Source organism: Bacillus sp. FJAT-25509, from assembly GCF_001420605.1.
Taxonomy (GTDB): domain Bacteria; phylum Bacillota; class Bacilli; order Bacillales; family Bacillaceae_G; genus Gottfriedia.
On the sequence record NZ_LJIZ01000032.1, the window covers coordinates 146,840 to 172,633 of the forward strand.

Consider the following 25,794-nt stretch of genomic DNA (forward strand, 5'->3'; position numbering starts at 1 on the left):
TTAGTTTATCCTTCGCCCAGTTCTTATGTAATTGATTTTATGAAATATTTTGAAATATGTTAAAATTTATTTGTAAATAAAATAGAAATAGGTGACAATATGAATTTAAATTTGAGCACAAATAGAACAATCTTACGTGAATTTGTTGAAAGTGATTGGCAGGAAGTACATAAATATGCATCACAATTAGTTGTATGTCAATTTCAGCCGTGGGGACCGAATACTGAAAGTGAGACGAAGGAATTCGTTCAAACTATACTAGGAGATATGAAACAAATAAATAGGACTCGATTTGCATTTGCAATAATAGAAAAGGAATCTGGGGAATTAATCGGATCGATTGAGTTTAATATTAGGGATGAAATCAATCAAATAGGTGAAATAGGGTATATAATTCATCCGAACTATTGGGGCATGGGATTTGCTAGTGAAGCTACTAAAGAAGTAATATCATTTGGATTTAAAAATTTTAAGCTCCATCGAATTTTTGCTACATGTGATGTTAGAAATATTGCATCAGCAAAAGTACTTGAAAAATGTGGCTTAAATTTAGAAGGTAAAATGCGTGAAGATTTATTATTAAGAGACGGCTGGAGAGACACTTTTTTATTCAGCATACTGGAACATGAATGGCTTAGGAGACAGGAAGGACAGGAAAGACAATAAAAACTGGTAATAGTTAGAAAGTTTTTTTATGTTCTTAAAATCTTTTACAATCCCATTAATCCCGTATTTTCTTAAACTTTCTTTTTGAATGTTCGTGTTTTGGTGTATAAATATTATTTTAAAGTAAGAAAAAGGAAAAATATTTAAAAAAACACAAACATTGTTCTGTTATTTTATTGGATTTTAAGTTAAAATGTAGAAAACAGTTTAAAGTATTGAGTTTGCTTAGAAACGTTAATAATAATAAAAATTAGAGTTAATACAGACAGTCGTTGGAACTTATTAAAAAAAATGGTAAAATAACGTGTTACTATACAAAATTAGAATTCGTTATTACCTATGCAACGAATGATGAATTTAGCTTAAAGGAGTTTATTATTTTGATGAAACGTAGAAAAGCAAGGGAACTTGCATTACAAACATTATTCCAAATGGATTTAAGTGAAGCAAATGCTTCAAATGCATTAGAGCATGTATTAGAAGAAGCTGAGGAAAAACAAGATGCATTTTTAGATGCAATTGTAACAAATTTTGTTAGTCATAAAGAAGTGATTGACGAACAATTAGCTTCAAATATCGAAAGCTGGACGATTGATCGTTTAGGTAACGTTGATCGCAATATCCTTAGAATCGCTCTAGTAGAAATTAATTACTTAGAGGATGTTCCAAAAAGTGTAGCAATCAACGAAGCGATTGAAATTGCTAAAGTTTACGGTGATGATGATTCTAGTAAATTTATCAATGCGGTATTATCAAAATTCTAAATAGATAGATTGTTTATATGCATAGGGGGAAACTAAAATGGTAGCAACATTAATTAATGGTAAAGAAATTTCAGTATCAATTCGTGAGGAATTAAAGAATGGTGTTTCAGAATTAAAAAATCAAGGTGTTACACCAGGTTTAGCAGTTGTTTTAGTTGGAAATAATTCTGCTTCAAGAACATATGTGAATTCGAAGCATAAAGCATGTAATGAATTAGGAATGTATTCTGAAGTAATTGAATTACCTGAAACAGTTACTGAAGATGAGTTATTATCCGTTGTAAACAAATTAAACGATGATCAGTCAATTCATGGTATTTTAGTTCAGTTGCCATTACCTGCTCATATCTCAGAAAAGAAAGTAATTGAAACAATTTCTCCATTAAAAGATGTTGATGGATTTCATCCAATTAATATTGGAAGAATGATGACGAATCAAGATTCATTACTACCTTGTACTCCTTTTGGTATATTAAAATTAATAGAAAATACAAATATTACGATTAGTGGTAAACATGTCGTTGTTATTGGACGTAGTAATATTGTAGGGAAACCAGTTGGACAACTATTCTTAAATGAAAATGCAACGGTTACTTATACACATTCACGTACAACTAATCTAAAAAATATTACAAAGCAAGCTGATATTTTAATTGTTGCTATTGGTGTAGCAAAATTAATTACAGCTGATTATGTTAAAGAGGGAGCAATTGTAATTGACGTCGGCATGAATAGAGACGAAAATGGCAAATTATGTGGAGACGTAAATTTTGAAGATGTTAAAAATATTGCTGGTTATATTACTCCGGTACCAGGTGGAGTAGGACCAATGACAATAACAATGCTACTTCATAATACGTTAAAAGCAGCTTCTCAAATTGATCATAAATTAAATTTGAGTACTAACCTTTAATCATATTGCTTTGTAAGAATGAAAGAAGGGCTATGCATGACGGAAAAGCTACCAGTTACTGTTACCGCATTAACTAAATATTTAAAAGCAAAATTTCAAGCGGATCGTAATTTGCAAAATATACTTCTCCGTGGAGAAATCTCAAATTTTAAACGTCATTCATCTAGCGGTCATTATTACTTTACGTTAAAAGATGATGGTGCTAGAATTGCAGCGGTCATGTTTCAATCCTATAATGCAAATATCGCATTTCAACCAACCGATGGTATGCAGGTTATCGTACAAGGTGAAATAAATGTATACCCAGGATCTGGTAGCTATCAAATCTACATAAGAGACATGCAACCTGATGGTGTTGGCGGTCTCTTTGTAGCTTATGAACAATTGAAGAAAAAACTATTAGAAGAAGGACTCTTTGATCAGAAATTTAAGAAAAAGATTCCTTCTTTTCCTAGTGTAATCGGGGTTGTTACTTCACCAACCGGTGCAGCAGTTCGAGATATTATTACAACGATTCAACGAAGATACCCGATTGGGAAAATTGTTGTCATTCCGACTCTTGTACAAGGTGAAGGGGCGAAAGCGTCGATTGTGAAGTCAATTGAAACTGCTAATAGAATGAAAGAAATAGATGTGTTAATAGTCGGACGAGGCGGAGGATCAATAGAGGAACTGTGGGCCTTTAACGAAGAGATAGTAGCGAGAGCAATCTTTGAATCAAGAATTCCAATCATTTCCGCAGTGGGTCACGAGACGGATACGACAATTGCGGATTATGTTGCTGATCTCCGAGCACCTACGCCAACGGCTGCAGCAGAATTAGTTTCGTTAAGCCAAAGAGAAATACTTGAGCAATTCACTGTTCGAAAATCAAGACTTAATAAAGCGATGGATACGATTATTGAACGAAAACAAGCGCAACTAAAGGCAGTTCAAGATGCTTATGTTTTTAGATATCCTAATTCACTATTCCATCCAAAACAAGAGCAATTTGACCGGATTAACGAGCGTTTACATACATCAATAAATGAAATTGTTAAGTCTAAAATAAACAAGCATAAAGAACTAAATTCGTCACTACTAATACATCATCCAAGTAATAGAGTTCAGCTTGAAAAGCAAAAGCACCAGCAATTACATATGGCTTTGCAAAAAGAATTTAATCGGCTAGTTACCCAGAAGAAATTTGAAATGGAAAGAATACTTCATACACTTGATGCACTTAGTCCGTTAAAAGTTATGGCTAGAGGTTATTCATTAGCATATAAAAATGATAACGAATTGATGAAATCGGTTAAACAGGCAAAAAGCGGAGACCGATTCCAATTACAAATGACCGATGGGAAATTAAATTGTGAAGTACTTGAAGTAAAAGGAGAGTGAATCAATTGTCACAAAATGAGCGTTCTTTTGAAGAAGCAATAAAAGAAATTGAAGTGATCGTACAAAAATTAGAGCAAGGTGACGTACCACTTGAAAAAGCGATCGAATACTTTCAAGAAGGTATAAAGCTATCTCAAATTTGTCAAGAGAAGCTTACAAAAGTTGAAAAACAAATGACTTCTATATTAAATGAACAGGGTGAACAAACTCCTTTTACTGTTGAGGAGGAATAATATGAACACTTTCAAAGATTTTATGGAGTATTCCAGTAGAATAGTAAATGATGAAATGATTAAATCGGTTGAAAGATTAAAAGCACCAGAAAAATTAAAAGAATCTATGTCCTATTCATTGCAAGGTGGAGGGAAAAGAATTAGACCTCTTTTACTTTTCGCAACTCTAGATGCATTTGGTAATGACCCATTAATAGGGATAAAACCTGCATGTGCTTTAGAAATGATTCATACTTATTCATTAATTCATGATGATTTACCATGTATGGATGATGATGATTTTCGAAGAGGAAAACCGACAAATCACAAAGTATTTGGCGAAGATCTTGCGGTATTAGCAGGGGATGGCTTATTGACATACGCCTTTAAATTAATTACGGAAATGAATGATTTTCATGTGTCTGATCAAGTGAAAATACAATTAATTAGTGAGTTAGCGATTGCTGCAGGTCCTGAAGGTATGGTTGCCGGTCAGGTAGCAGATATGGAAGGTGAAAGTAAAGAGCTTAGTGGAGAAGAGTTGCAATATATCCATGAAAGAAAAACGGGTAAGATGCTAATGTATCCAGTAATTGCAGGTGCAATTATATCAAAAGCAACAGCAGAACAATTATCTCACCTAACGCAATTTGCCTATAAACTCGGTATCGCATTTCAAATACAAGATGATATTTTAGACGTAATAGGTGATGAAGAAGTACTTGGTAAGCCAGTGGGTAGTGATATAGAAAATGATAAAACTACCTATGTAAAGTTATATTCAGTCGAGGGTGCTAAAGAAAGGCTTCATACTTTTATTACTGAAGCTAAACAACATGTTCGAGCATGTGGGATTAAAGATGATTACTTAATCTCAATTTGTGATTTTGTTGAAAATCGCAGTTTTTGATTATCTTTGATTATGTAATTAATTCCATGTCCATTGAATAGATTTATTCATTTATGTATAATGTAACTACTTTATAAACGTGTTAATGTTGTTAATAAAATATACAGAAATGTAGGCCGTTAACACATCTGTGCTAGCGGCTTTCTTTTCATTTTGCTTAAAAAATATCGATAATTTTATTCTATAAAAATAAAAAACATTAAACAGATTTTAATAAAAATGGTATTATGATACATGGTGTTAAGAGTTAGTCATTTAAGAAACTAGCGTTTAACTACAAGTATGGTAAAATCATTTTATAGATAAAATTACATAATAATGAATTATTTATATAGATTTAACATCTAGGAAGGTGAGTGATCCAAGATGGATCTTACGACAATTGAAAATCCGTGCTTTTTAAAAAATAAAACGAACGGTGAATTAGAAGTATTAAGTGAAGAAATTCGTAAATTTCTTATTCAACAGCTTTCTGAGACTGGGGGTCATATTGCGCCAAATTTAGGAGTTGTTGAATTAACGATTGCATTACATAAAGTCTTTGATTCGCCTAAAGACAAATTTTTATGGGATGTAGGACATCAATCATATGTTCATAAAATATTAACTGGTCGAGCGAAAGAATTTACAACACTAAGACAATTTAAAGGATTATGTGGCTTTCCTAAACGAAATGAAAGTGAGCATGATGTATGGGAAACTGGACACAGCTCGACTTCACTATCTGCGGCAATGGGGATGGCTATTGCTAGAGATATAAAAAAAACTGGTGAATACATTATTCCGATTATCGGAGATGGTGCATTAACTGGTGGGATGGCACTTGAAGCAATGAACCATATTGGTCATGAGCAAAAAGATGTCATCGTTATTTTAAATGATAATGAAATGTCTATAGCTCCGAACGTAGGTGCTTTACATAGCATTTTAGGAAGACTGAGAACAACTGGGAAATACCGTTGGGCTAAAGGTGAACTTGAAGGTGTGATCAAAAAAATTCCTGGAATCGGAGACAAACTATCAAGTACATCAAAAAAATTAAAAGATAGCCTTAAATACTTAGTTACACAAGGGATGTTTTTTGAGGAAATGGGATTCACTTATTTTGGACCAGTTGATGGTCATAATTTTGAAGACTTATTTGAGTCCCTTGAATATGCTAAGAAAACTAAAGGCCCGGTAATAGTACATGTTCTAACGAAAAAAGGAAAAGGATACAAGCCAGCAGAAAGTGATGATATTGGAACTTGGCATGGCACAGGTCCTTATAAAGTAGAGTCTGGTAAGTTAATTAAGCCGGATAAAGCACCACCAGCATGGAGTAAACTTGTTAGTGATACTGTATTAAAATTAGCTTTAAAAGATGAGCGAATCGTAGCGATTACTCCAGCGATGCCTGTAGGTTCAAAATTGGAAAACTTCCAAGCTCAATTACCTGACCGAATTTTTGATGTCGGTATTGCAGAGCAGCATGCGGCAACAGTAGCAGCTGGATTAGCAACGCAAGGAATGAAGCCGTTTTTAGCAATTTATTCAACATTCCTTCAAAGAGCATACGATCAAGTATTACATGATATTTGTAGACAAAATTTAAATGTATTCATTGGAATCGATCGTGCAGGATTAGTAGGTGCGGATGGTGAAACTCATCAAGGTGTGTTTGATATTGCCTTCCTACGTCATATACCAAACTTAGTTTTAATGATGCCTAAAGATGAGAATGAGGGCCAACATATGGTAAACACTGCAATTCAATACGACGATGGCCCAATTGCGCTGCGTTTCCCTAGGGGGAATGGTATAGGCGTACCAATGGATGAGCAATTAAAAGAAATTCCGATTGGATCATGGGAAGTATTAAAAGAAGGTTCTGATGCAGTTATCTTAACTTTTGGTACAACAATAAAAATGGCACTAGATGCAGCGGATGAGTTAGAGAAGGAAAATATTTCTGTTAAAGTAGTAAACGCAAGATTTATTAAACCGATGGATACTGCAATGTTAAATGATATCTTTAAGGACGGAAAACCGATTTTAACAATCGAAGAAGCAGTATTACAAGGCGGTTTTGGAAGTGCTGTTTTAGAATTTGCAAGTTCAAATAATTTTCAAAACGTCCGCGTAGAACGTATTGGTATACCGGATTTATTTGTTGAACATGGTGATGTTGATAAATTACTTGATGAAATTCATTTAACAAAAGATGAATCGGTTAAGAAAATCCGTGAAATGGTTTGTAATAAATAAGAGGATGACATATAAATGGCAAAAAAGGAACGAGTAGACGTACTTTTAGTAGATCGTGGTTTAATCGAAACACGTGAAAAAGCTAAACGAGCAATTATGGCAGGACTTGTCTATACAAACGAGCAAAGATTAGATAAGCCTGGAGAAAAAATAGATATGGAACTCCCTTTACAAATTAAAGGTGAAGTTATGCCTTATGTGAGCCGTGGAGGGTACAAATTAGAAAAAGCAATCAACACGTTCGATCTATCAGTTAAAGATAAAATTATGATTGATATTGGATCTTCAACAGGTGGATTTACAGATTGTGCCCTTCAAAATGGGGCAAAAAAATCATATGCACTTGATGTTGGATACAATCAACTTGCTTGGAAATTAAGGCAGGATGAACGTGTTATTGTAATGGAACGAACAAATTTTCGTTATGTTAAACCAGAAGATTTAATTGAAGGGTTACCTCAATTTGCTTCAATTGACGTATCATTTATTTCGTTACGTTTGATTTTACCAGTCCTAAAAACATTATTAGTACCTTCAAGTGATGTTGTCGCGTTAATTAAACCCCAATTTGAAGCTGGTAGAGAGCAAGTTGGTAAAAAGGGTATTGTACGCGATCCAAAAGTGCATGAACAAGTTATTGAAATGATGACCGATTTTGCGCTTCGCCAAGGATATGATATAAAAGCTTTAACTTTTTCTCCTATAACTGGTGGAGACGGTAACATTGAATTTTTAATTCACCTTCATTGGGAAGGTTCAAAGGAAATTGGAAATAGCGAGTTAAATCGATTACCAATGGAAATTGTAAATGAAGCACATAGTGAATTAAAGAAGGTAAAATAATAAAAAGGAAACCAAATAGGTTTCCTTTCAATTTGTAGACAAAGTTCTAAAAACCTGATTTTCAGACTGATTGCAAGCGCTTGTCTTTCGAGGCGCGAAGCCTGGTGAGGAGCGGAGTTACCCTGGACGGTAATGAGCACCGCTCAACGGGCGAAGCAACGAAGAAAGCGAGCGTTTGTCAACAGTCTGAAAGGAAACCAAATAGGTTTCCTTTTCTCCTTTTTCAAATTAAGAAATTAGGATTCGAACATAATAAAAAAGAAAAGAAAAAATATGCTCAAAAAATGCATTTTATGAAAACGTTTAAAAAAATATATACAATAACCAGTAGATTAGTTAAGATAAACTTTAAGTAAGATATTTGTCGGAATTTGCAAAGAGGTGTATTATGAATAAAGGTCAGCGTCACATAAAAATACGAGAAATTATCGCAAAAAATGAAGTCGAAACACAAGATGAATTAGTACAATCACTAAGAGACTTAGGGTTTAAAGTAACCCAAGCAACGATTTCACGTGATATAAAAGAACTACATCTAGTAAAAGTACCGTTATCTGATGGTCGATATAAATATAGCCTACCTGCAGATCAACGATTTAATCCATTACAAAAATTAAAAAGACTTTTAATTGATTCATTTATTAAAATTGACAGTTCAAGCCATTTAATTGTAATGAAAACTTTGCCAGGTAATGCAAATGCAGTTGGTGCATTAATAGATCATTTAGATTGGTCAGAAATTATGGGTACTATCTGTGGTGATGATACGATCTTAATCATTTGTCGTACACCTGTAGATGCTGATGATTTAAAAGAAAAATTTATTGACATGCTTCAATAGGAGAATGGTTTTAAAAAGAGGAGAGAAACTCATTGTTATCTGAAATTATCATTAAAAATTTTGCAATCATTGAGGAAGTTTCCATTTCATTTGAAAAGGGTTTAACTGTACTAAGTGGTGAAACAGGAGCGGGGAAGTCGATCATTATTGACGCCATCGGTCTGTTACTTGGTGGTCGTGGATCTGCAGAATTCGTAAGATATGATACTGAAAAAGCAGAAATTGAAGGCTTATTTCATATCGAAAATGAGAATCATCTAATTTATTCTAGATGCAGAGAATTAGGCTTTGACATTGAAGATGAAATGATCATCTTAAAAAGAGATATTACTTCATCTGGTAAAAGTGTATGCCGTATCAATGGGAAATTAGTGACAACTTCTATACTTAAGGAAATTGGTGGCTTACTTGTTGATATTCATGGGCAACATGAGAGCCAAGATTTAATGGACCAAGAGCATCATTTACCGATGTTACAACAATATGATGAGAAAGCAATTGCTCCTTTGAATACTGAATATCAAAATATATTTAATAACTATACAGACTTAAAAAAACAGTTAAAGCAATTAACTGAAAACGAACAACAAATGGCTCATCGGTTAGATCTAATTCAATTTCAGCTAACAGAAATACAAAGTGCGAATTTGCAAGAAAATGAAGACGATCAATTGATGGAAGAAAGACTCAAAATTTCAAATTTTGAACGCATATATAAATCTTTAGTTGAAGCATATCAAGGTTTATCACAGGATGGATCAGGGTTAGATTCGGTCAGGTCGAGTATGTATTCTTTAGAGTCAGTAGCGAATATTGATAATGACATTAAAGAAATGCATGAAGGAATCAGTAGTAGCTATTACCTATTAGAGGATATATCGTATCGATTACGTGATTCCATTGAACAAATGGAATATGATCCAAATCGATTAAACGAAATTGAAACTCGTTTAAGTGAGATTTCTATGTTAAAAAAGAAGTATGGCCATAGTGTTGCTGATATCTTAAAATACGCAGAAAATATCGAACAAGAGTTGGATACTATTCAACATAAAGATATGCATATAGAGAAGTTACAAAAAGACTTAGATAATGTAACAATCAAGCTAATTAATGCGGCTTCGGCTCTTTCAAATAAAAGAAAAGAATTAGCAATCAACTTGACTGCTGATATACATAAAGAATTAAAAGAGCTTTATATGGATAAAACAACCTTTGAAATTATGTTTGATGTTGAAGAAGGACAAGAATCAGATCCGATTGTAGATGAAAAACATATTAGATTTAAAAAAGATGGATTTGATTTTGTTGAGTTTTATATTTCAACAAACCCAGGTGAGCCTTTAAAGCCATTAGCAAAGGTTGCTTCTGGTGGAGAACTTTCAAGGATGTTCTTAGCATTAAAGAGCATTTTCACGAAGCATCAAGGGATTACGTCAATTATATTTGATGAAGTTGATACAGGGGTTAGTGGAAGGGTAGCACAAGCAATAGCGGAAAAAATACACAAAGTATCGATAGATTCTCAAGTGCTTTGTATAACTCACTTACCACAAGTTGCTTCTATGGCAGATACGCATTTATTTATCGCCAAATTAATTGATGGGAATCGAACGAAAACTTCTGTTACACCATTACGGAATGATCAAAAAATTAATGAAATTGCACGAATGATCGCTGGAGTTGAAATTACAGATGTAACGATTCAACACGCTAAAGAATTGATCGATCAGGCAGCTTCTGCAAAATACCAATCTCAATGAACGTAAAAGAGAATGTTTGATGATAGAAATTTTTTTCTATACATTAAATATTCTCTTTTTTTTATGGGAATTATTGATAAATTAGTAATTGGAAAATGCTAAATGAAACATACTAATACAACATTATACGTTAAAGAATCTATCATATTTTTACAATCATATTTTGCTTTTACAAAGCTAACATTAACTACATAGCCACGAATTAAAAAAAATGAAATTTGGCGCTAAGGAGAGTGATTCGCTTGTGAAAAAAATAAATGTTCAACGAATAATAAAAATTCTTCTCCTTTTATTTATAGTTGGTATTGGCGTGTTTAATATAAATCAAAATAATGTATTTTCATCTACCATAAAAAATAAAGATCAACAAGAAATTGTTAATGTAGCACTTGGTATGAATGAATTACCAAGTAAAAAGGTGGATGTAAAAGTATTAAACAGTTTAAGAATAATACCAGGAGGACAATCAATAGGAGTAAAACTTAACTCAGTAGGTGTTTTAGTAGTTGGACATCATTTAGTAAATACTAATTTAGGACAAAAGTCTCCAGGTGAAATTGCCGGTATTAAAGTTGGAGACATGATTATAAAAATGAATGGTAAACAAATCGAAAAAATGTCAGATGTATTACCATTTATTCAAAAAGCAGGAAAGTATGGAAAGCCTATAAAAATCACTGTAAAACGCGAGGGTAAGTATTACACAAAAATGTTACAACCTATTCGTGATCAAGGTCATAATAGCTATCGAATTGGATTATATATAAGAGATTCGGCGTCTGGTATTGGCACGATGACATTTATTGAACCTAATTCATTAAAATATGGTGCACTAGGACATGTTATCTCTGATAGTGATACGAGAAAAGCCATTGAAGTAGAAGATGGGCATATAGTCTATTCAACAGTTACTGCAATTGAAAAAGGTGCAGATGGTTCACCAGGAGAAAAAATAGCGCATTTTGCACTAGATCGTGGAACAATTGGTAATATCACTTCAAATAGTCCATTTGGAATATTCGGTAAGGTTAACAATAAAATTGAAAATGGGATCATGTCTCAACCATTACCCATTGCATTATCAAATGAAGTGAAAAAAGGTCCTGCTAAAATACTTACCGTAATACATGATAATAAAGTAGAAGCATTTGACATAGAGATAGTAAGTAGTATTCAACAAAAATTCCCATCAACTAAAGGGATTATTTTAAAGGTAACCGATAAACGTTTACTTAAAGAAACAGGCGGGATTGTACAAGGAATGAGCGGCTCACCAATCATTCAAAATGGAAAATTAATCGGAGCAGTTACACATGTTTTTGTAAATGATTCCACTAGTGGATATGGGGTTCATATTGAATGGATGCTTGATGAGGCTAAGGTACCGATTTATGATTATCAAAATAAAAAAGCTTCTTGATTTAAAAAATACACCTATCAAATTATGTAGGTGTATTTTTTATGTGTTTTAGTTTATTTCCCCTATAACATAATCGATTTCCGTGAGACGATCATTAAGGGGCTCAGGAGGCCTCTATTGCATCTCCTACAAGTGTTAAATACCTTCGTTCAAAGTAACTTACTCATTATATGAAGAGCACGTAAAGGCACTTTAAAATACCCTTTTGTGAATTGGTTTATAGCATAAGATAACAATTTATATTTCAGTACTGAAAAATACACATATTAAATTTTGTCGTGTATTTAGTTAAAATTAAGTCAAAATAGGAAAAAAATGGTAATATACTATTAGCACAATGAAAAATTAAAAAAATTTTAATGTAGAGGATGATTGATATGACGGCTAATGTTACAGAATTGTAAATTTATATTAAAAATTATAAATTTACATACTATTTCATTTTTTATATAATGAATTATATGTATAATTCGACTTAATACATAGTAGTTTTTAAACCAATCGTCGAATGCTAGAAGAAATTGAAGAAAACTATCTATATTAATAAAAATATTCAGAATTTATAATAAAAACAGGAAATAAATTTTTATTGTCGAAATTATCGGTAATAAGTAATGAAAATTCACTATTGAGGATGTAGGGAGGAACGGGCGTGGAGAAAATTAAAGTATTATTAGTTGATGATAATAAAGAACTTGTTATTATGTTAGAAAACTACATTAACGCACAAACAGATATGGAAGTGGTTGGTGTTGCGTTTAATGGACAAGACTGCTTACCTCTAGTGAAAGATAAAAAGCCAGATGTACTAGTCTTAGATATTATTATGCCTCATTTAGATGGATTAGCGGTTTTAGATCGTTTACGCGCTGGCTTAGTTGAAAAAATTCCAAACGTTATTATGCTAACTGCATTTGGTCAAGAAGATGTTACTAAAAAAGCTGTTGATCTTGGTGCATCATATTTTATCTTAAAACCATTTGATATGGAGCATTTAATCAGCAATATCCGTCAAGTTGTAGGAAAGGGTAGTTCGGTAACTAAACGTAATTCACCTTCTCTAGTTTCAAATTACGAAAGCAAGCCACGTAACTTAGATGCTAGTATCACAAGTATCATCCATGAAATTGGGGTACCTGCACATATTAAAGGATATATGTACTTACGTGAAGCGATTTCGATGGTATACAACGATATTGAGCTTTTAGGTTCAATTACAAAAGTTTTATATCCAGATATCGCTAAAAAGTTCAATACAACAGCTAGCCGAGTTGAACGTGCAATTCGACATGCGATTGAAGTAGCATGGAGCCGTGGAAATATCGATAGTATTTCTACATTATTTGGTTATACAATTTCAATGTCAAAGGCAAAACCAACAAATTCAGAATTTATTGCAATGGTAGCTGATAAATTACGTTTAGAGCATAAAGCTTCATAATTTATTTTTATTATTAATTATTTAAGAAAAATTCAATCCCGATTAGCTTCTGACAGTGATTCCACAGACATTTCTCTTAGCGAATAACTTCTTACGAGATCTTCGGTATTTTTTCGCATTAGCAATTATACTTTTTCAAAAGAAAACGTTGTCTTTAGTAGACAACGTTTTCTTTTGTTGTTGAAAATGAGTTTATCGATTTAATTCAAAATTTTCATAAAAGCTGTTAGTTCAATATGCTCCATAACAACGAAATTCAATTTTTCATTTTGAAAAAATGTAAAGTACGTGTCCTTTGATTTTCTATGATATTAAAAATTAGTTTGCGTAATAATTTTTAGTATGCTATAATATTTACTGCGCCACTGAAACATTTAGAAAAACGATATTATTACTACGAAATTTGGAAGAAAATTGGACGTATTCCATGACGCGTCAGCTATTTCAACCTTGTTTAAAATTAGTAGTAGTGTCTGTTAGTGAAGATTGTTGTGAAACAAGCTGCCTAATGGAACGGCCCTGGAGCCGAATTGCGAAAGAGAGGTAGGGCTTTCGCCAATAGACAACAATTTTTAAATTTAAATAACTAACATATATATTACAAAGGCTATTCGTATACGTTGTACGAATAGCCTTTTTCCATTTGTAAAATAAGCTGATTAAAATGGAGACTAGAGTATTGTTGTATACAGCAATAAAAAAATAGGACATCCCATTATATGGTTGTCCTATTTCTTTATAGTTTTTAATTAGAATATAAATACAATCGTGAAAACAATTGCTACAATAAAACGATAAACTGCAAAACCTGTTAATTTTACTTTCTCTAATAATTTTAGGAAAGAAACGATCGCAAGTAGTGCTACAACGAACGCAGTGATGAATCCAGTTGCGAATAATGGTAAATCTGAAGCACTTAAAATATCGATATTTTTAATTAGATCTAATCCACTTGCAGCGATCATCATCGGTACTGCTAAAATAAAAGTAAATTCTGCAGAAGTTTTTCGATCTAAACCAAATAATAATCCCCCAGCTATTGTAGAGCCTGAACGTGAAAATCCTGGCCATAGAGCTAACATTTGAAAGCATCCAATAATAAAAGCTTGTTTATATGAGATATGATCTAAATCGGATGATTTAGGTTGTTTAGAGACTTTTTCAGCAACAATTAATAAAATACCGCCGGCTACTAATCCGATTACAACAGTTTTAGGTGAGAATAAAACATCTTTAATGAAATCATGGAATATAAGCCCAACAATTCCGGCTGGAATAGCACCGATAATAATATGAATTAAGTTGAGGTTCGTTTTTCTATAACCATCTGATTTAACTCCTAGTACTGACCATAGTCGTTTCCAAAAAACAACCACTACTGCTAGAATTGAACCAAGTTGAACAATTACTTCAAAAAATGAAGCCTTCTCACCCGTGAAATTTAATAAATCAGCAACTAAAATCATATGACCTGTAGAAGAAACAGGTAAAAATTCTGTTAATCCTTCTACCATCCCCATGATCAAACCAATTAACCAATCAGGTAACATTTAAAAATACCTCCATAAATACTTTTCGTTATAAAATATACACAATACATTACATTTTACTTGAAAACTTATTAATATGAAAGGAAGTTTAAATTAAATTTAGCTCATAATTGTTAATTATTTGTACAATTTTACATAAAAGTGTAATTTAAAGATAGAATTAAGAAAAAAGGTGCATAAAAAAAGAAGTAGAAAAACTACTTCTACCTTCTTTATTTATGCTAAATTACTATTTAGATTCGTTATCCTCAGATGCTTCTTCGTTTTTAGTCGAATCTAATTCCATCAACTTTTTCATTAATATATGCTGTGGCATATGCATAATTTGTTCTAAAGGAACGTTTAATTTCTTAGAAAGTAAAATTGCCGTTTCAGGCGAAATTTGCAATGGTCGCATAATAATCCTCCTTAGTTTCGTAAAATTAGTATACAATAAGAAAAAGAAGAAAGTACATATTTTCTCACATAGGGGGAATTTCAGTGGTCGATATTATTGGTCATAGAGGTGCTGCAGGAACCTACCCAGAAAATACAATGGTTTCTTTTATGGCATGTGAAGATTTAGGGGCAGACGGAATTGAATTAGATGTACATTTATCAAAAGATGGTGAAATTGTTGTTATTCATGATGAAACAATAAATCGTACAACTAACGGTAAAGGTTTCGTAAAAGATTATACTTTAGCTGAATTAAAGCAATTTGATGCTAGTTATCGATTTAAACGCCAATTTAAAGGGTGTACGATTCCAACCTTAAAAGAAGTTTTTGATTGGGCAAAAGGAAATAATTTTAGTATCAATGTTGAACTCAAAAATGATAAAATCGAATACCATGGACTTGAGGAACGTGTAATAAATTTAATCCGTTCATATGAATATGAAAAAAGAATCGTTTTATCTTCCTTTAATCATAAAAGTATGCTTAAATTCCACTTAATGGCACCAGACATTGAAACCGCAGTTCTTTTTAATAGAAGAAGTAAAGAGCCATGGAAAATTGCTGAAGATTTTAAAGCAAATGCAATTCATCCTAATTATCGCATTATTACTGATGAACAAATAGAAGAAACAATGGAACATCACATAGCTGTAAGACCGTATACAATTAATGAAACATCTGTTATGAAACGGTTATTTGAAGTCAAGTGTACGGCGATTATTACTGACTATCCAGAGCTTGCTTTCCAAGTCAGAAGTCAGCTTCTTAGCAAATAAAAAAAGTGCTTACATTAGCACTTTTTTTGTTTTGTTATTTATCTTTTGGTTTTAATGAGTCCCCGCAAAAGCAAACGTTACTTTACGCTCACAAAAATTATCTTTTTAAAAATTTACCTTGGACTTTGTTTCGTTTACGATCTCTAAATAATACAAAGCTTCCGACTAAATAAAAACCGACACCTAATGAAACAAGTCCGATTAATAATTGCAATAGAAGATTTGGAATGCCAAAAGAATGGATTAGAAATACCGTGTCACGAAGTAATTTAATTCCGATAACTGCTAAAGCTATTGGTACAACAATCACAACGAATGCTAACATACGTGTAAATGATTCTTTCATGTTAATTAATTCCTCCGATAAAAGTAACAATAAAGTATAAAATTACGAAATTCTCTTTCTTCATAATCGTATACAAGTATAGTGTTGTCAAGACTTATAAAACATTTGAAATAGACGAAAGAATAACTTTATATATATAATAGTCTAATGTGTTTAATAATTTGTTGAAATTAGTAGGTGAACTAAGATGAAACAAAACGTAATGATCGTCGGAATGGGAACAGGAGGTACTGCTGTATTAAAACTTCTATCACATTCTGATTTATTTCATGTTGTTGCAGTAGTAGATATGATAAAAGAGGCTAAAGGTTTAGAATTTGCTAAAAGCTTACATATTCCAATACTAAAGGATTGGAAGTCGAATTTAAACGATGAGATTGATGTTGTCATAAATACTACTGGAGATGAAACGATATACAAGGAAATAAACGAGTATAAAGCCAAGCATACTATAGTCATTCCAGGTTCGGTTGCAAAAATGATATCTGATCTTGTTCAAGAAAAAGAATCACTTTTTAATTTAATTAATAATAAAAAAAGACAACAGGAACTAATTTTGGACAACACTCACGATGGAATGATCGTGGTTGATAAGTGGGGAAAAATACTTTTATTTAATCGCTCTGCAGAAAGAATGCTACATACTGATAAAGATACTGCAATCGGTAGGTATATATTGGACGTTGTCCCGACTAGTAAATTACCTCGAGTTCTTCAAACGAAAAAGAAGGAAATTAATCAAGAGCATATTTTAATAAATGGAAGTAAGATTTTTACGACTCGTATTCCAATCTTTCGAGAAGATGGTGAACTTGAAGGTGCAATTTCTGTTTTTAAAGATGATACTGAAGTAATCGATTTAGCAGAAGAGGTTACGAATTTAAAAGAAGTTTATAGCATGCTTGAAGCAGTCATTCAAAGTTCGGATGAAGCCATTTCAGTTGTAGATGAAAAAGGTAATGGAATTATTATTAATCCGGCATATACAAGATTAACTGGTTTTTCGCGTGAACAAGTCCTTGGTAAACATGCAACAATCGATATTGCTGAAGGTGAAAGTGTTCATTTAAAAGTGTTAAAAACAAAACAAGCAGTTCGTGGGGTACGCATGAAAGTCGGGAAGCAAAATCGTGATGTACTAGTAAATGTAGCTCCTGTAATCGTAGACGGAAAATTAAAAGGCAGTGTTGGGGTAATCCATGATGTTTCTGAAATTTCACAGTTAACGAATGAACTACATAGAGCACGTCAAATTATTAGAACATTAGAGGCGAAATATTCATTTGAGGATATAGCTGGTGAATCAGAAGGGATCAGTTTAGCAATCATGCAGGCTAAATTAGCTGCGAGTACTCCTGCTACCGTATTACTACGTGGGGAATCTGGAACTGGTAAGGAATTGTTTGCTCATGCGATTCATAATGAAAGCGATCGCAAATATAATAAATTCGTTCGAGTGAATTGTGCTGCGATTTCTGAAACTTTATTGGAAAGTGAATTATTCGGTTATGAAGAAGGTGCTTTTTCTGGCGCAAAACGTGGCGGGAAAAGAGGACTTTTTGAGGAAGCTAATAATGGTAGTATTTTCTTAGATGAAATTGGAGAATTATCACCTGCGATGCAAGCCAAACTATTAAGGGTCCTACAAGAGAAAGAAATAAGACGTGTTGGTGGGACAAAGTCGATTCCTATTAATGTGCGAGTGATTGCTGCGACGAATGTTCATCTTGAGGAAGCAATCATTGAAGGAAAGTTTAGAGAAGACCTTTATTATCGTTTAAATAAGCTTCCTATTATTATTCCTGCATTAAAGGATCGAATTGAAGATATTTTACCGATTGGTGAGAGACTATTAGCAAAAATAAATCAAGATTACGGTCGAAATGTTGAAGGGATCTCATTATCAGCATTAAATAAATTAAAAAGTTACAATTGGCCAGGTAATGTTAGGGAATTGGAAAATGTGTTAGGAAGAGCGGTTATATTCATGAAATTTAATGAAAAACAAATCTTACCTGAACATTTATCTGCAATCGTACAAGTTAAGCAAGAACAAACTGTTAGTCATAACGAAGTTCATACTGAAGAAATAAGCTCCCTTGATGAAATGGTTACAAATTATGAAGGTGAAATTATTGAAAAGATATTAATGAAAAATAATGGTAATAAAACAAGGTCAGCAAAAGAGCTTGGAATATCAGTAAGGAATTTGTATTATAAATTGGAAAAATACCACACTGCAAAAAATAGCACGCAATAATTTGCGTGCTATGAATATTTTTGCATACAATTACTGTCATTTTTCAAAATATTGTTGTAGAATAGATTTATTGGTGTTACTAGTACCTGGTACTAGAATGTTGGTAATGTAAGGCTTTTCAACTATTTTTAAAATAGTTCTATCCTTTTTTAAAAGTTGGCACGCTAATTGCTTTATATAGTGCAAGGGGATGAAAGGAAGGGCTTTCAATGAATTTAACAGATATAATGTTACGTGCGAAAAATCATTCTAGGCAAACTGTTGCTGTAGCTGTTGCTGAGGACTTCGAAGTAAAAGAAGCAGTTTCAATAGCGTTAGATAATGATTTAGCAAATTTCTTACTTTTCGGAAATGAGCAAGCTATCTATGAAATGTATGAAGATTTATTAAAAAACGAACAATTTGCAGAAAGAATAAAAATTGTTCATTCTCATTCAAACAAAGAGGCTGCTAAAAATGCAGTTGTAGCTGTTCGCTCTGGTGAAGCTTCAATTGTAATGAAAGGTAATCTTTCATCTTCAGTTCTTCTAAAAGAAGTATTGAACAAAGAATATGGTTTAAGAGATAAAAGTGTTTTATCACATGTTGCAATATTCGACGTACCAGGTAGAGAAAATGCAGTAATCGTAACGGATGCTGCGATGAACATAGCACCTACGTTAGATCAAAAGGTGAAAATTATTGAAAACAGTGTTGAAATTGCAAGGAAAGTAGGATTAGAAACCCCTAAAGTTGCTGTACTGGCAGCTGTCGAAGTAGTAAATCCTGCAATGCAAGCAACGCTAGATGCAGCAACACTAACTGTCATGAATACAAGAGGACAAATTAAAAATTGTATTGTTGATGGACCATTAGCGCTTGATAATGCCATTTCTGTTGAAGCAGCAAAACATAAAGGCTTAACTGGAGAAGTTGCTGGGCAAGCTGATATTTTATTAGTTCCTACAATAGAAACTGGAAATATTTTATATAAATCTTTAGTCTTTATGGCAAACTCAGAAGTGGCTGCACTTATTGCTGGAGCAAAGGCACCGATTGTTTTAACATCGCGTTCTGACTCTGCAATGACAAAATTATATTCATTAGCATTAGCTATATGTAATTCTAAAAACTAAACTTACACAATTTAAGGGAGCTGTTATTACATGGAAATCTTCAAATACTTAGAAACTTATGATTATGAGCAAGTTGTTTTCTGCCAAGATAAAGAATCAGGATTAAAAGCAATTATTGCAATCCACGATACTACATTAGGTCCAGCTTTAGGTGGAACAAGAATGTGGACTTACGAATCAGAAGAAGCAGCAATTGAAGATGCTCTACGTTTAGCAAAAGGTATGACTTATAAAAATGCTGCTGCTGGCTTAAACTTAGGTGGAGGAAAAACTGTAATCATCGGTGATCCACGTAAAGATAAAAACGAAGCAATGTTCCGTGCATTTGGTCGTTATATCCAAGGCTTAAATGGTCGTTATATTACTGCTGAGGACGTAGGTACTACTGTAGCAGATATGGATTTAATCCATGAAGAAACTGATTATGTAACTGGTATTTCACCATCATTCGGTTCTTCAGGTAATCCATCTCCAGTTACTGCATTCGGTGTATACCGTGGTATGAAAGCTGCTGCAAAAGAAGCATTTGGTACTGACAGCTTAGAAGGTAAAAAAATTGCAATCCAAGGTGTTGGTAATGTTGCTTACAGCCTTTGCGAGTACTTACATGAAGAAGGCGCTCAATTAATCGTAACTGATATTAATAAAGAAGCTGTACAACGTGCAGTAGAAGCATTTGGTGCTACAGCAGTAGATCCTGATGATATTTATGGAGTAGAATGTGATATTTATGCGCCATGTGCTTTAGGTGCAACAATTAACGATAAAACAATCCCACAATTAAAAGCGCGAGTTATTGCAGGTTCTGCAAATAACCAATTAAAAGAAACTCGTCATGGTGATTTAATCCATGAATTAGGAATCGTTTATGCTCCTGACTATGTAATTAATTCTGGTGGAGTAATCAACGTTGCTGATGAGTTATATGGATATAACTACGACCGTGCAATGAAAAAAGTTGAAGGCTTATATGATAACATTGCAAAAGTTATCGAAATTTCAAAACGTGACGGTATTCCAACATATTTAGCTGCAGACCGTTTAGCTGAAGAGCGTATTGCTACAATGGCAAAATCTCGTAGCCAATTCTTATCAAATGGTCACAACATCTTAAGCAGAAGATAATTGACTAAATAAAAATTAATTAACATTCCTTTATTTTTTAGGTGGAAAGAAAGAGTGAAGTAATAGTACCTCTTTCTTTCTAGTTATAAAGGTAAGGTAAACTTAGAAGGGAGAGTGTTGACAATGCATCGTATTTTAGTAATTAATCCTGGCAGCACATCCACAAAGGTTGGTGTATTTGATGATGAAAAACCAATTTTTGAACAAACAATACGCCATGACGATGAAGAATTAAATAATTACAAAACAATAATTGATCAATATGAATTTAGAAAAAATGTTATTTTAGAGGTATTACACAAAGAAGGCATTAACATTTCAAAATTAAGTGCTGTATGTGGTCGAGGTGGACTACTTAGACCAATCGAAGGTGGAACTTATGCTGTAAATGAAATCATGTTAGAAGATTTGAAAATTGGCTATAGTGGTCAGCATGCTTCAAATCTTGGTGGGATCATTGCTAATGAGATTGCACAAGGATTAAACATCCCAGCATTTATCGTTGATCCAGTAGTAGTAGATGAATTAAATCCGGTTGCAAGAATCAGCGGACAATCACTTATGGAAAGAAGAAGTGTTTTCCATGCTTTAAACCAAAAAGCTGTAGCACGAAAAGTGTCAAAACAGTTAGAACAGTCATATAACGATTTAAACCTTATTATCGCCCATATGGGTGGAGGTGTGAGTGTTGGTGCTCATAAAAAAGGACGCGTAATTGACGTAAATAATGGTTTAGATGGTGAAGGACCTTTCAGTCCAGAGCGAGCTGGAACTGTACCAATTGGCGATTTAATAAAACTTTGTTACTCTGGTGACTACTATATTAACGAAGTTCAAAAAATGATGGTTGGTCAAGGTGGATTAGTTAGCTATCTTGGAACGGCTGATGCAATTAAAGTCGAAAACATGATTGAAGATGGTGACGAAAAAGCTGCTTTAGTATATGAAGCAATGGCTTACCAAGTCGCAAAAGAAATTGGAAGTGCAGCAGCTGTACTTGAGGGTAATATTGATGCAATTATATTAACTGGTGGAATTGCTTATAGTGATTTTATTGTTAATGAAATAACAAAAAGAGTTAAATGGATGGCACGTGTAATTGTTTTACCAGGTGAAAATGAACTTCAAGCTCTTTGTGAAGGTGCACTTCGCGTACTTCGAGAAGAAGAAGAAGCAAAAATCTATCCTGGAGAATTTGCAGTTAAATCTTTAGTATAAATGTGAGGAGAATTTCATCATGGCAACAGAATATGATTTAGTCGTACTCGGTGGCGGTACAGGTGGCTATGTAGCTGCTATTCGTGCTTCTCAATTAGGATTAAAAGTAGCAGTAGTAGAAAAAAATAAACTAGGTGGAACTTGCTTACATGCAGGCTGTATCCCAAGTAAAGCATTATTACGTAGTGCAGAAGTTTTTTCAACTGCTAAAAAAAGTGAAGAGTTTGGTGTTGAAACATCAGGCGTAACATTAAATTTTAGCAAAGTACAACAAAGAAAAGAAAATATCGTTGCCGGGCTTCATAAAGGTGTTGAACACTTAATGAAACAAGGGAAAATTGATGTATACGACGGTTTAGGACGTATTTTAGGTCCTTCAATCTTCTCTCCAATGCCAGGAACAATTTCAGTAGAAATGAACGATGGTAGCGAGAACGAAATGCTAATTCCTAAGAACGTTTTAGTCGCAACTGGTTCAAGACCAAAGTCTTTACCTGGATTAACTATTGATGGTGAGCATGTAATGTCATCTGATGAGGCGTTAAAAATGGAGTCACTTCCTGAGTCAATTATTATCGTTGGTGGCGGTGTAATAGGTATTGAGTGGGCTTCAATGTTAGCAGATTTTGGTGTTGAGGTAACAGTAATCGAGTATAGTAAAACTATTTTACCTTTAGAAGACGAAGAAATTTCTAAAGAAATGACTAGATTATTAAAGAAAAAAGGGATTAAATTAGTTACTGATGCGAAAGTTTTAGCTGAAACTTTAATAATCGATAATGGTGTAAGAATTAATGCACTTCATAAAGATACTGAGAAATCTTTCACTGCTGAAAAAATGTTAGTATCTGTTGGTCGTCAAGCGAATGTTGAAGGTATCGGATTAGAAAATACTGACATCGTAGTTGAAAATGGTTTTATCCAAACAAATGCTAATTACCAAACTAAAGAATCACATATTTATGCGATTGGTGATGTAATTGGTGGCCTACAATTAGCACATGTTGCTTCAAGAGAAGGTACAATTGCAGTTGAGCATATTGCAGGTAATTCACCACTTCCATTAGATCCAACAATGGTAAGTAAGTGTGTTTATAGTAATCCGGAAGTTGCATCTGTTGGTTTAACTGAGCGTGAAGCAAAAGAAAAAGGCTACACAGTTAAAAAAGGTAAATTCTCGTTCCGTGCAATTGGTAAAGCTTTAGTTTACGGTGAGCATGATGGTTTTGTTAAAATAATTGTTGATGAAGAGACAAATGATCTTCTAGGTGTTCATATGATTGGACCTCATGTAACTGATATGATCTCTGAAGCTGGTTTAGCACGAGTATTAGATGCAACTGCATGGGAAATTTCTCATACAATTCATCCACATCCTTCATTATCAGAAGCAATTGGTGAAGCAGCACTTGCTGTAGAAGGATTAGCAATTCACTCTTAATTTAAAATAATGAAATGTAGAGAGTAAATCTCTACATTTCATCACTATAATGATTTAAAACGCTTCCACATCGTATGTGGTAAAAGGGGGATATTTATGGAAAAGGTTACAACTTCAAACCGTCATGAACAGCTTGGTTTATCAAATGATGACGTTCTTAGTATGTATGAAACAATGCTAATGGCGCGTCGTATTGATGAGCGTATGTGGTTATTAAATCGTGCTGGTAAAATTCCGTTCGTTATTTCTTGTCAAGGCCAAGAAGCAGCTCAAGTTGGATCAGCTTACGCATTAGATAATACAAAAGATTACGTATTACCATACTACCGTGATATGGGTGTTGTTTTACAATTCGGAATGACAGCAAAAGAATTAATGCTTTCTGGTTTTGCTAAAGCAGAAGATCCAAACTCTGGTGGACGTCAAATGCCAGGTCATTTTGGACAAAAGAAAAATCGTATCGTTACAGGTTCATCTCCAGTTACAACTCAAGTACCTCACGCTGTTGGTGTTTCTTTAGCTGCAAAAATGGAAGGTAAAGATATCGTTTCTTGGGTTTCATTTGGTGAAGGTTCTTCTAACCAAGGTGATTTCCATGAAGGCGCAAACTTTGCTGGTGTACATAAGTTACCAGTAATTTTCATGTGTGAAAATAACAAATATGCTATCTCAGTACCGATTGAAAAGCAATTAGCATGTGAAAAAGTATCAGATCGTGCAATTGGATACGGAATGCCTGGTTTCACTGTTGATGGAAATGATCCATTAGAAGTTTACCGTGTAACAAAAGAAGCAGTTGACCGTGCTCGTCGTGGAGAAGGTCCAACATTAATCGAAGCTGTATCTTATCGTTTAACTGCACACTCTAGTGATGATGACGATCGTATTTACCGTTCTCGTGAAGAAGTAGAAGAAGCAAAAAGCAAAGATTGCTTATTTACATTTGCTAAATACCTTCATGAAGCTGGTGTGTTAACAGAAGAAATAGAAAAAGAATTAGATACAAAAATTCGTGCGATTGTTGATGAAGCAACTGACTACGCAGAAAACGCTCCATATGCAGCACCTGAGCATGCATTGAAGTTTGTTTACGAAGAATAAGAGGGGGTAGGACAATATGGCAGTAATGTCTTATATAGATGCAGTAACTTTAGCGTTAAAAGAGGAAATGGAACGCGATCCAAAGGTATTTGTATTAGGGGAAGACGTTGGATTAAAAGGTGGAGTATTTAAAGCGACTCATGGTCTGTATGATCAATTTGGTGAGGATCGTGTATTAGATACACCACTTGCAGAATCTGCAATTGCGGGTGTTGGTATTGGTGCTGCAATGTACGGACTTAGACCAGTAGCTGAAATGCAATTTGCTGATTTCATTATGCCTGCAGTAAACCAAATTATTTCTGAGGCATCAAGAATTCGTTATCGTTCAAACAATGACTGGACTTGTCCTATTACGATTCGTGCTCCTTATGGAGGCGGTGTACACGGTGCACTTTATCACTCTCAATCTGTTGAGAAGGTATTTGCAGGTCAACCAGGTTTAAAAATTGTAATGCCTTCTACTCCTTATGATGTTAAAGGATTATTAAAAGCAGCAATTCGTGATAATGACCCAGTAATTTTCTTTGAACACAAACGTGCTTATCGATTAATTAAAGGTGAAGTACCTGAAACTGATTACGTACTTCCAATTGGTAAAGCTGATGTAAAACGTGAAGGTGAAGATATCACAATCATCACTTACGGATTATGTGTACACTTTGCACTTCAAGCTGCAGAAAAATTAGCTCAAGATGGCATTTCTGTACATGTTTTAGACTTACGTACAATTTATCCATTAGATAAAGAATCTATTATCGAAGCTGCTTCTAAAACAGGAAAAGTTTTATTAGTAACTGAAGATAATAAAGAAGGAAGTATAATGAGCGAAGTTGCAGCAATTATTGCTGAAAATTGCTTATTTGAATTAGATGCGCCAATCGCTCGCCTTGCTGGCCCTGATGTTCCGGCAATGCCTTATTCTCCTACAATGGAAAAATTCTTCATGGTTAATCCAGACAAAGTAGAAAAAGCGGCTAGAGAACTTGCAGCATTTTAATGGCACTGTTTGAAAAAGGG

The 25,794-nt window shown here is 33.6% G+C and carries 22 protein-coding genes and 1 pseudogene; 20 read left to right on the forward strand and 3 right to left on the reverse strand.

Going from position 1 to position 25,794, the window contains the following annotated elements:
- The first annotated feature begins 99 nt into the window (after nt 1-99).
- From AN960_RS19710 to spo0A, 12 genes and pseudogenes are all read left to right on the forward strand, one after another.
- Nucleotides 100-666, forward strand: a complete 567-nt coding sequence (locus tag AN960_RS19710; protein ID WP_056475163.1) for a GNAT family N-acetyltransferase — start codon at nt 100-102, stop codon at nt 664-666.
- Between the two features lie 383 nt (nt 667-1,049).
- Complete coding sequence (nusB, locus tag AN960_RS19715; RefSeq protein WP_056475651.1) at nt 1,050-1,430, forward strand: transcription antitermination factor NusB; 381 nt, start codon at nt 1,050-1,052, stop codon at nt 1,428-1,430.
- A 37-nt stretch (nt 1,431-1,467) separates the two neighbouring features.
- Nucleotides 1,468-2,343, forward strand: a complete 876-nt coding sequence (folD, locus tag AN960_RS19720) for a bifunctional methylenetetrahydrofolate dehydrogenase/methenyltetrahydrofolate cyclohydrolase FolD (RefSeq protein ID WP_056475166.1) — start codon at nt 1,468-1,470, stop codon at nt 2,341-2,343.
- Between the two features lie 36 nt (nt 2,344-2,379).
- Nucleotides 2,380-3,726 carry an exodeoxyribonuclease VII large subunit gene (gene xseA / locus AN960_RS19725; protein ID WP_056475169.1) on the forward strand — a complete coding sequence of 449 codons (1,347 nt, stop codon included), beginning with the start codon at nt 2,380-2,382 and terminating at the stop codon, nt 3,724-3,726.
- A gap of 5 nt (nt 3,727-3,731) precedes the next feature.
- The gene (locus AN960_RS19730; protein WP_082459601.1) at nt 3,732-3,959 is read left to right on the forward strand and encodes an exodeoxyribonuclease VII small subunit; all 228 of its coding nucleotides are present in this window, start codon (nt 3,732-3,734) and stop codon (nt 3,957-3,959) included.
- A 1-nt stretch (nt 3,960) separates the two neighbouring features.
- Complete coding sequence (locus AN960_RS19735; RefSeq protein WP_056475177.1) at nt 3,961-4,848, forward strand: polyprenyl synthetase family protein; 888 nt, start codon at nt 3,961-3,963, stop codon at nt 4,846-4,848.
- A 366-nt stretch (nt 4,849-5,214) separates the two neighbouring features.
- Entirely contained in the window at nt 5,215-7,095 is a 1,881-nt protein-coding gene (dxs, locus tag AN960_RS19740) for a 1-deoxy-D-xylulose-5-phosphate synthase (RefSeq protein WP_056475180.1), read from the forward strand.
- Nucleotides 7,096-7,110: 15 nt separating this feature from the next.
- Nucleotides 7,111-7,938: a TlyA family RNA methyltransferase gene (locus AN960_RS19745; RefSeq protein ID WP_056475182.1), complete on the forward strand. Its 828-nt coding sequence runs from the start codon at nt 7,111-7,113 to the stop codon at nt 7,936-7,938.
- Between the two features lie 388 nt (nt 7,939-8,326).
- Entirely contained in the window at nt 8,327-8,779 is a 453-nt protein-coding gene (gene ahrC, locus AN960_RS19755; protein WP_056475186.1) for a transcriptional regulator AhrC/ArgR, read from the forward strand.
- Nucleotides 8,780-8,811: 32 nt separating this feature from the next.
- On the forward strand, nt 8,812-10,542 hold the full coding sequence (recN, locus tag AN960_RS19760) for a DNA repair protein RecN (protein WP_056475189.1): 1,731 nt from the start codon (nt 8,812-8,814) through the stop codon (nt 10,540-10,542).
- Nucleotides 10,543-10,852: 310 nt separating this feature from the next.
- Nucleotides 10,853-11,962, forward strand: a pseudogene (spoIVB, locus tag AN960_RS19765) (SpoIVB peptidase); the annotation flags it as partial.
- Nucleotides 11,963-12,614: 652 nt separating this feature from the next.
- On the forward strand, nt 12,615-13,403 hold the full coding sequence (spo0A, locus tag AN960_RS19770; RefSeq protein ID WP_056475196.1) for a sporulation transcription factor Spo0A: 789 nt from the start codon (nt 12,615-12,617) through the stop codon (nt 13,401-13,403).
- 749 nt (nt 13,404-14,152) lie between these two features.
- Here the strand turns inward: spo0A and bacA are convergent.
- Both bacA and AN960_RS24150 read right to left on the reverse strand, forming a co-directional pair.
- Complete coding sequence (gene bacA / locus AN960_RS19775; protein ID WP_056475200.1) at nt 14,153-14,953, reverse strand: undecaprenyl-diphosphate phosphatase; 801 nt, start codon at nt 14,951-14,953, stop codon at nt 14,153-14,155.
- 229 nt (nt 14,954-15,182) lie between these two features.
- The gene (locus AN960_RS24150) at nt 15,183-15,350 is read right to left on the reverse strand and encodes a YycC family protein (protein ID WP_082459603.1); all 168 of its coding nucleotides are present in this window, start codon (nt 15,348-15,350) and stop codon (nt 15,183-15,185) included.
- An 83-nt stretch (nt 15,351-15,433) separates the two neighbouring features.
- Between AN960_RS24150 and AN960_RS19780 the strand changes: the two genes are divergently transcribed.
- Entirely contained in the window at nt 15,434-16,168 is a 735-nt protein-coding gene (locus tag AN960_RS19780) for a glycerophosphodiester phosphodiesterase (RefSeq protein ID WP_286131761.1), read from the forward strand.
- Between the two features lie 97 nt (nt 16,169-16,265).
- On the opposite strand, the gene AN960_RS19785 is transcribed toward AN960_RS19780, so the two are convergent.
- Nucleotides 16,266-16,514, reverse strand: a complete 249-nt coding sequence (locus AN960_RS19785) for a DUF2627 family protein (RefSeq protein WP_056475204.1) — start codon at nt 16,512-16,514, stop codon at nt 16,266-16,268.
- Between the two features lie 187 nt (nt 16,515-16,701).
- Between AN960_RS19785 and AN960_RS19790 the strand changes: the two genes are divergently transcribed.
- The 7 genes from AN960_RS19790 to AN960_RS19820 all read left to right on the forward strand — a co-directional run bounded on the left by AN960_RS19790 (nt 16,702) and on the right by AN960_RS19820 (nt 25,774).
- Nucleotides 16,702-18,774 (forward strand): sigma 54-interacting transcriptional regulator, encoded by a 2,073-nt coding sequence (locus AN960_RS19790; RefSeq protein WP_056475207.1) that lies wholly within the window; start codon nt 16,702-16,704, stop codon nt 18,772-18,774.
- Nucleotides 18,775-18,983: 209 nt separating this feature from the next.
- Nucleotides 18,984-19,889 carry a phosphate butyryltransferase gene (gene yqiS / locus AN960_RS19795; protein WP_056475209.1) on the forward strand — a complete coding sequence of 302 codons (906 nt, stop codon included), beginning with the start codon at nt 18,984-18,986 and terminating at the stop codon, nt 19,887-19,889.
- 30 nt (nt 19,890-19,919) lie between these two features.
- Nucleotides 19,920-21,014 (forward strand): branched-chain amino acid dehydrogenase, encoded by a 1,095-nt coding sequence (gene bcd / locus AN960_RS19800; RefSeq protein ID WP_056475213.1) that lies wholly within the window; start codon nt 19,920-19,922, stop codon nt 21,012-21,014.
- 117 nt (nt 21,015-21,131) lie between these two features.
- Nucleotides 21,132-22,232, forward strand: coding sequence for a butyrate kinase (gene buk, locus AN960_RS19805; protein WP_056475217.1), 1,101 nt, complete (start codon nt 21,132-21,134; stop codon nt 22,230-22,232).
- Between the two features lie 19 nt (nt 22,233-22,251).
- Complete coding sequence (gene lpdA, locus AN960_RS19810; RefSeq protein WP_056475220.1) at nt 22,252-23,673, forward strand: dihydrolipoyl dehydrogenase; 1,422 nt, start codon at nt 22,252-22,254, stop codon at nt 23,671-23,673.
- Between the two features lie 96 nt (nt 23,674-23,769).
- Nucleotides 23,770-24,774 carry a thiamine pyrophosphate-dependent dehydrogenase E1 component subunit alpha gene (locus AN960_RS19815; protein ID WP_056475223.1) on the forward strand — a complete coding sequence of 335 codons (1,005 nt, stop codon included), beginning with the start codon at nt 23,770-23,772 and terminating at the stop codon, nt 24,772-24,774.
- 16 nt (nt 24,775-24,790) lie between these two features.
- Nucleotides 24,791-25,774: an alpha-ketoacid dehydrogenase subunit beta gene (locus tag AN960_RS19820; RefSeq protein WP_025671106.1), complete on the forward strand. Its 984-nt coding sequence runs from the start codon at nt 24,791-24,793 to the stop codon at nt 25,772-25,774.
- Nucleotides 25,775-25,794: the final 20 nt, after the last annotated feature.

What these genes read in the sequence shown, in the direction of transcription:
- AN960_RS19820 (WP_025671106.1), top strand. Translation starts at nt 24,791, where the DNA reads ATGGCAGTAATGTCTTATATAGATGCAGTAACTTTAGCGTTAAAAGAG.
- dxs (WP_056475180.1), top strand. Translation starts at nt 5,215, where the DNA reads ATGGATCTTACGACAATTGAAAATCCGTGCTTTTTAAAAAATAAAACG.
- AN960_RS24150 (WP_082459603.1), bottom strand. Translation starts at nt 15,350, where the DNA reads ATGCGACCATTGCAAATTTCGCCTGAAACGGCAATTTTACTTTCTAAG.
- lpdA (WP_056475220.1), top strand. Translation starts at nt 22,252, where the DNA reads ATGGCAACAGAATATGATTTAGTCGTACTCGGTGGCGGTACAGGTGGC.
- ahrC (WP_056475186.1), top strand. Translation starts at nt 8,327, where the DNA reads ATGAATAAAGGTCAGCGTCACATAAAAATACGAGAAATTATCGCAAAA.
- yqiS (WP_056475209.1), top strand. Translation starts at nt 18,984, where the DNA reads ATGAATTTAACAGATATAATGTTACGTGCGAAAAATCATTCTAGGCAA.
- AN960_RS19745 (WP_056475182.1), top strand. Translation starts at nt 7,111, where the DNA reads ATGGCAAAAAAGGAACGAGTAGACGTACTTTTAGTAGATCGTGGTTTA.
- AN960_RS19790 (WP_056475207.1), top strand. Translation starts at nt 16,702, where the DNA reads ATGAAACAAAACGTAATGATCGTCGGAATGGGAACAGGAGGTACTGCT.
- AN960_RS19785 (WP_056475204.1), bottom strand. Translation starts at nt 16,514, where the DNA reads ATGAAAGAATCATTTACACGTATGTTAGCATTCGTTGTGATTGTTGTA.
- xseA (WP_056475169.1), top strand. Translation starts at nt 2,380, where the DNA reads ATGACGGAAAAGCTACCAGTTACTGTTACCGCATTAACTAAATATTTA.
- nusB (WP_056475651.1), top strand. Translation starts at nt 1,050, where the DNA reads ATGAAACGTAGAAAAGCAAGGGAACTTGCATTACAAACATTATTCCAA.
- AN960_RS19815 (WP_056475223.1), top strand. Translation starts at nt 23,770, where the DNA reads ATGGAAAAGGTTACAACTTCAAACCGTCATGAACAGCTTGGTTTATCA.
- bcd (WP_056475213.1), top strand. Translation starts at nt 19,920, where the DNA reads ATGGAAATCTTCAAATACTTAGAAACTTATGATTATGAGCAAGTTGTT.
- AN960_RS19735 (WP_056475177.1), top strand. Translation starts at nt 3,961, where the DNA reads ATGAACACTTTCAAAGATTTTATGGAGTATTCCAGTAGAATAGTAAAT.
- AN960_RS19710 (WP_056475163.1), top strand. Translation starts at nt 100, where the DNA reads ATGAATTTAAATTTGAGCACAAATAGAACAATCTTACGTGAATTTGTT.
- bacA (WP_056475200.1), bottom strand. Translation starts at nt 14,953, where the DNA reads ATGTTACCTGATTGGTTAATTGGTTTGATCATGGGGATGGTAGAAGGA.
- folD (WP_056475166.1), top strand. Translation starts at nt 1,468, where the DNA reads ATGGTAGCAACATTAATTAATGGTAAAGAAATTTCAGTATCAATTCGT.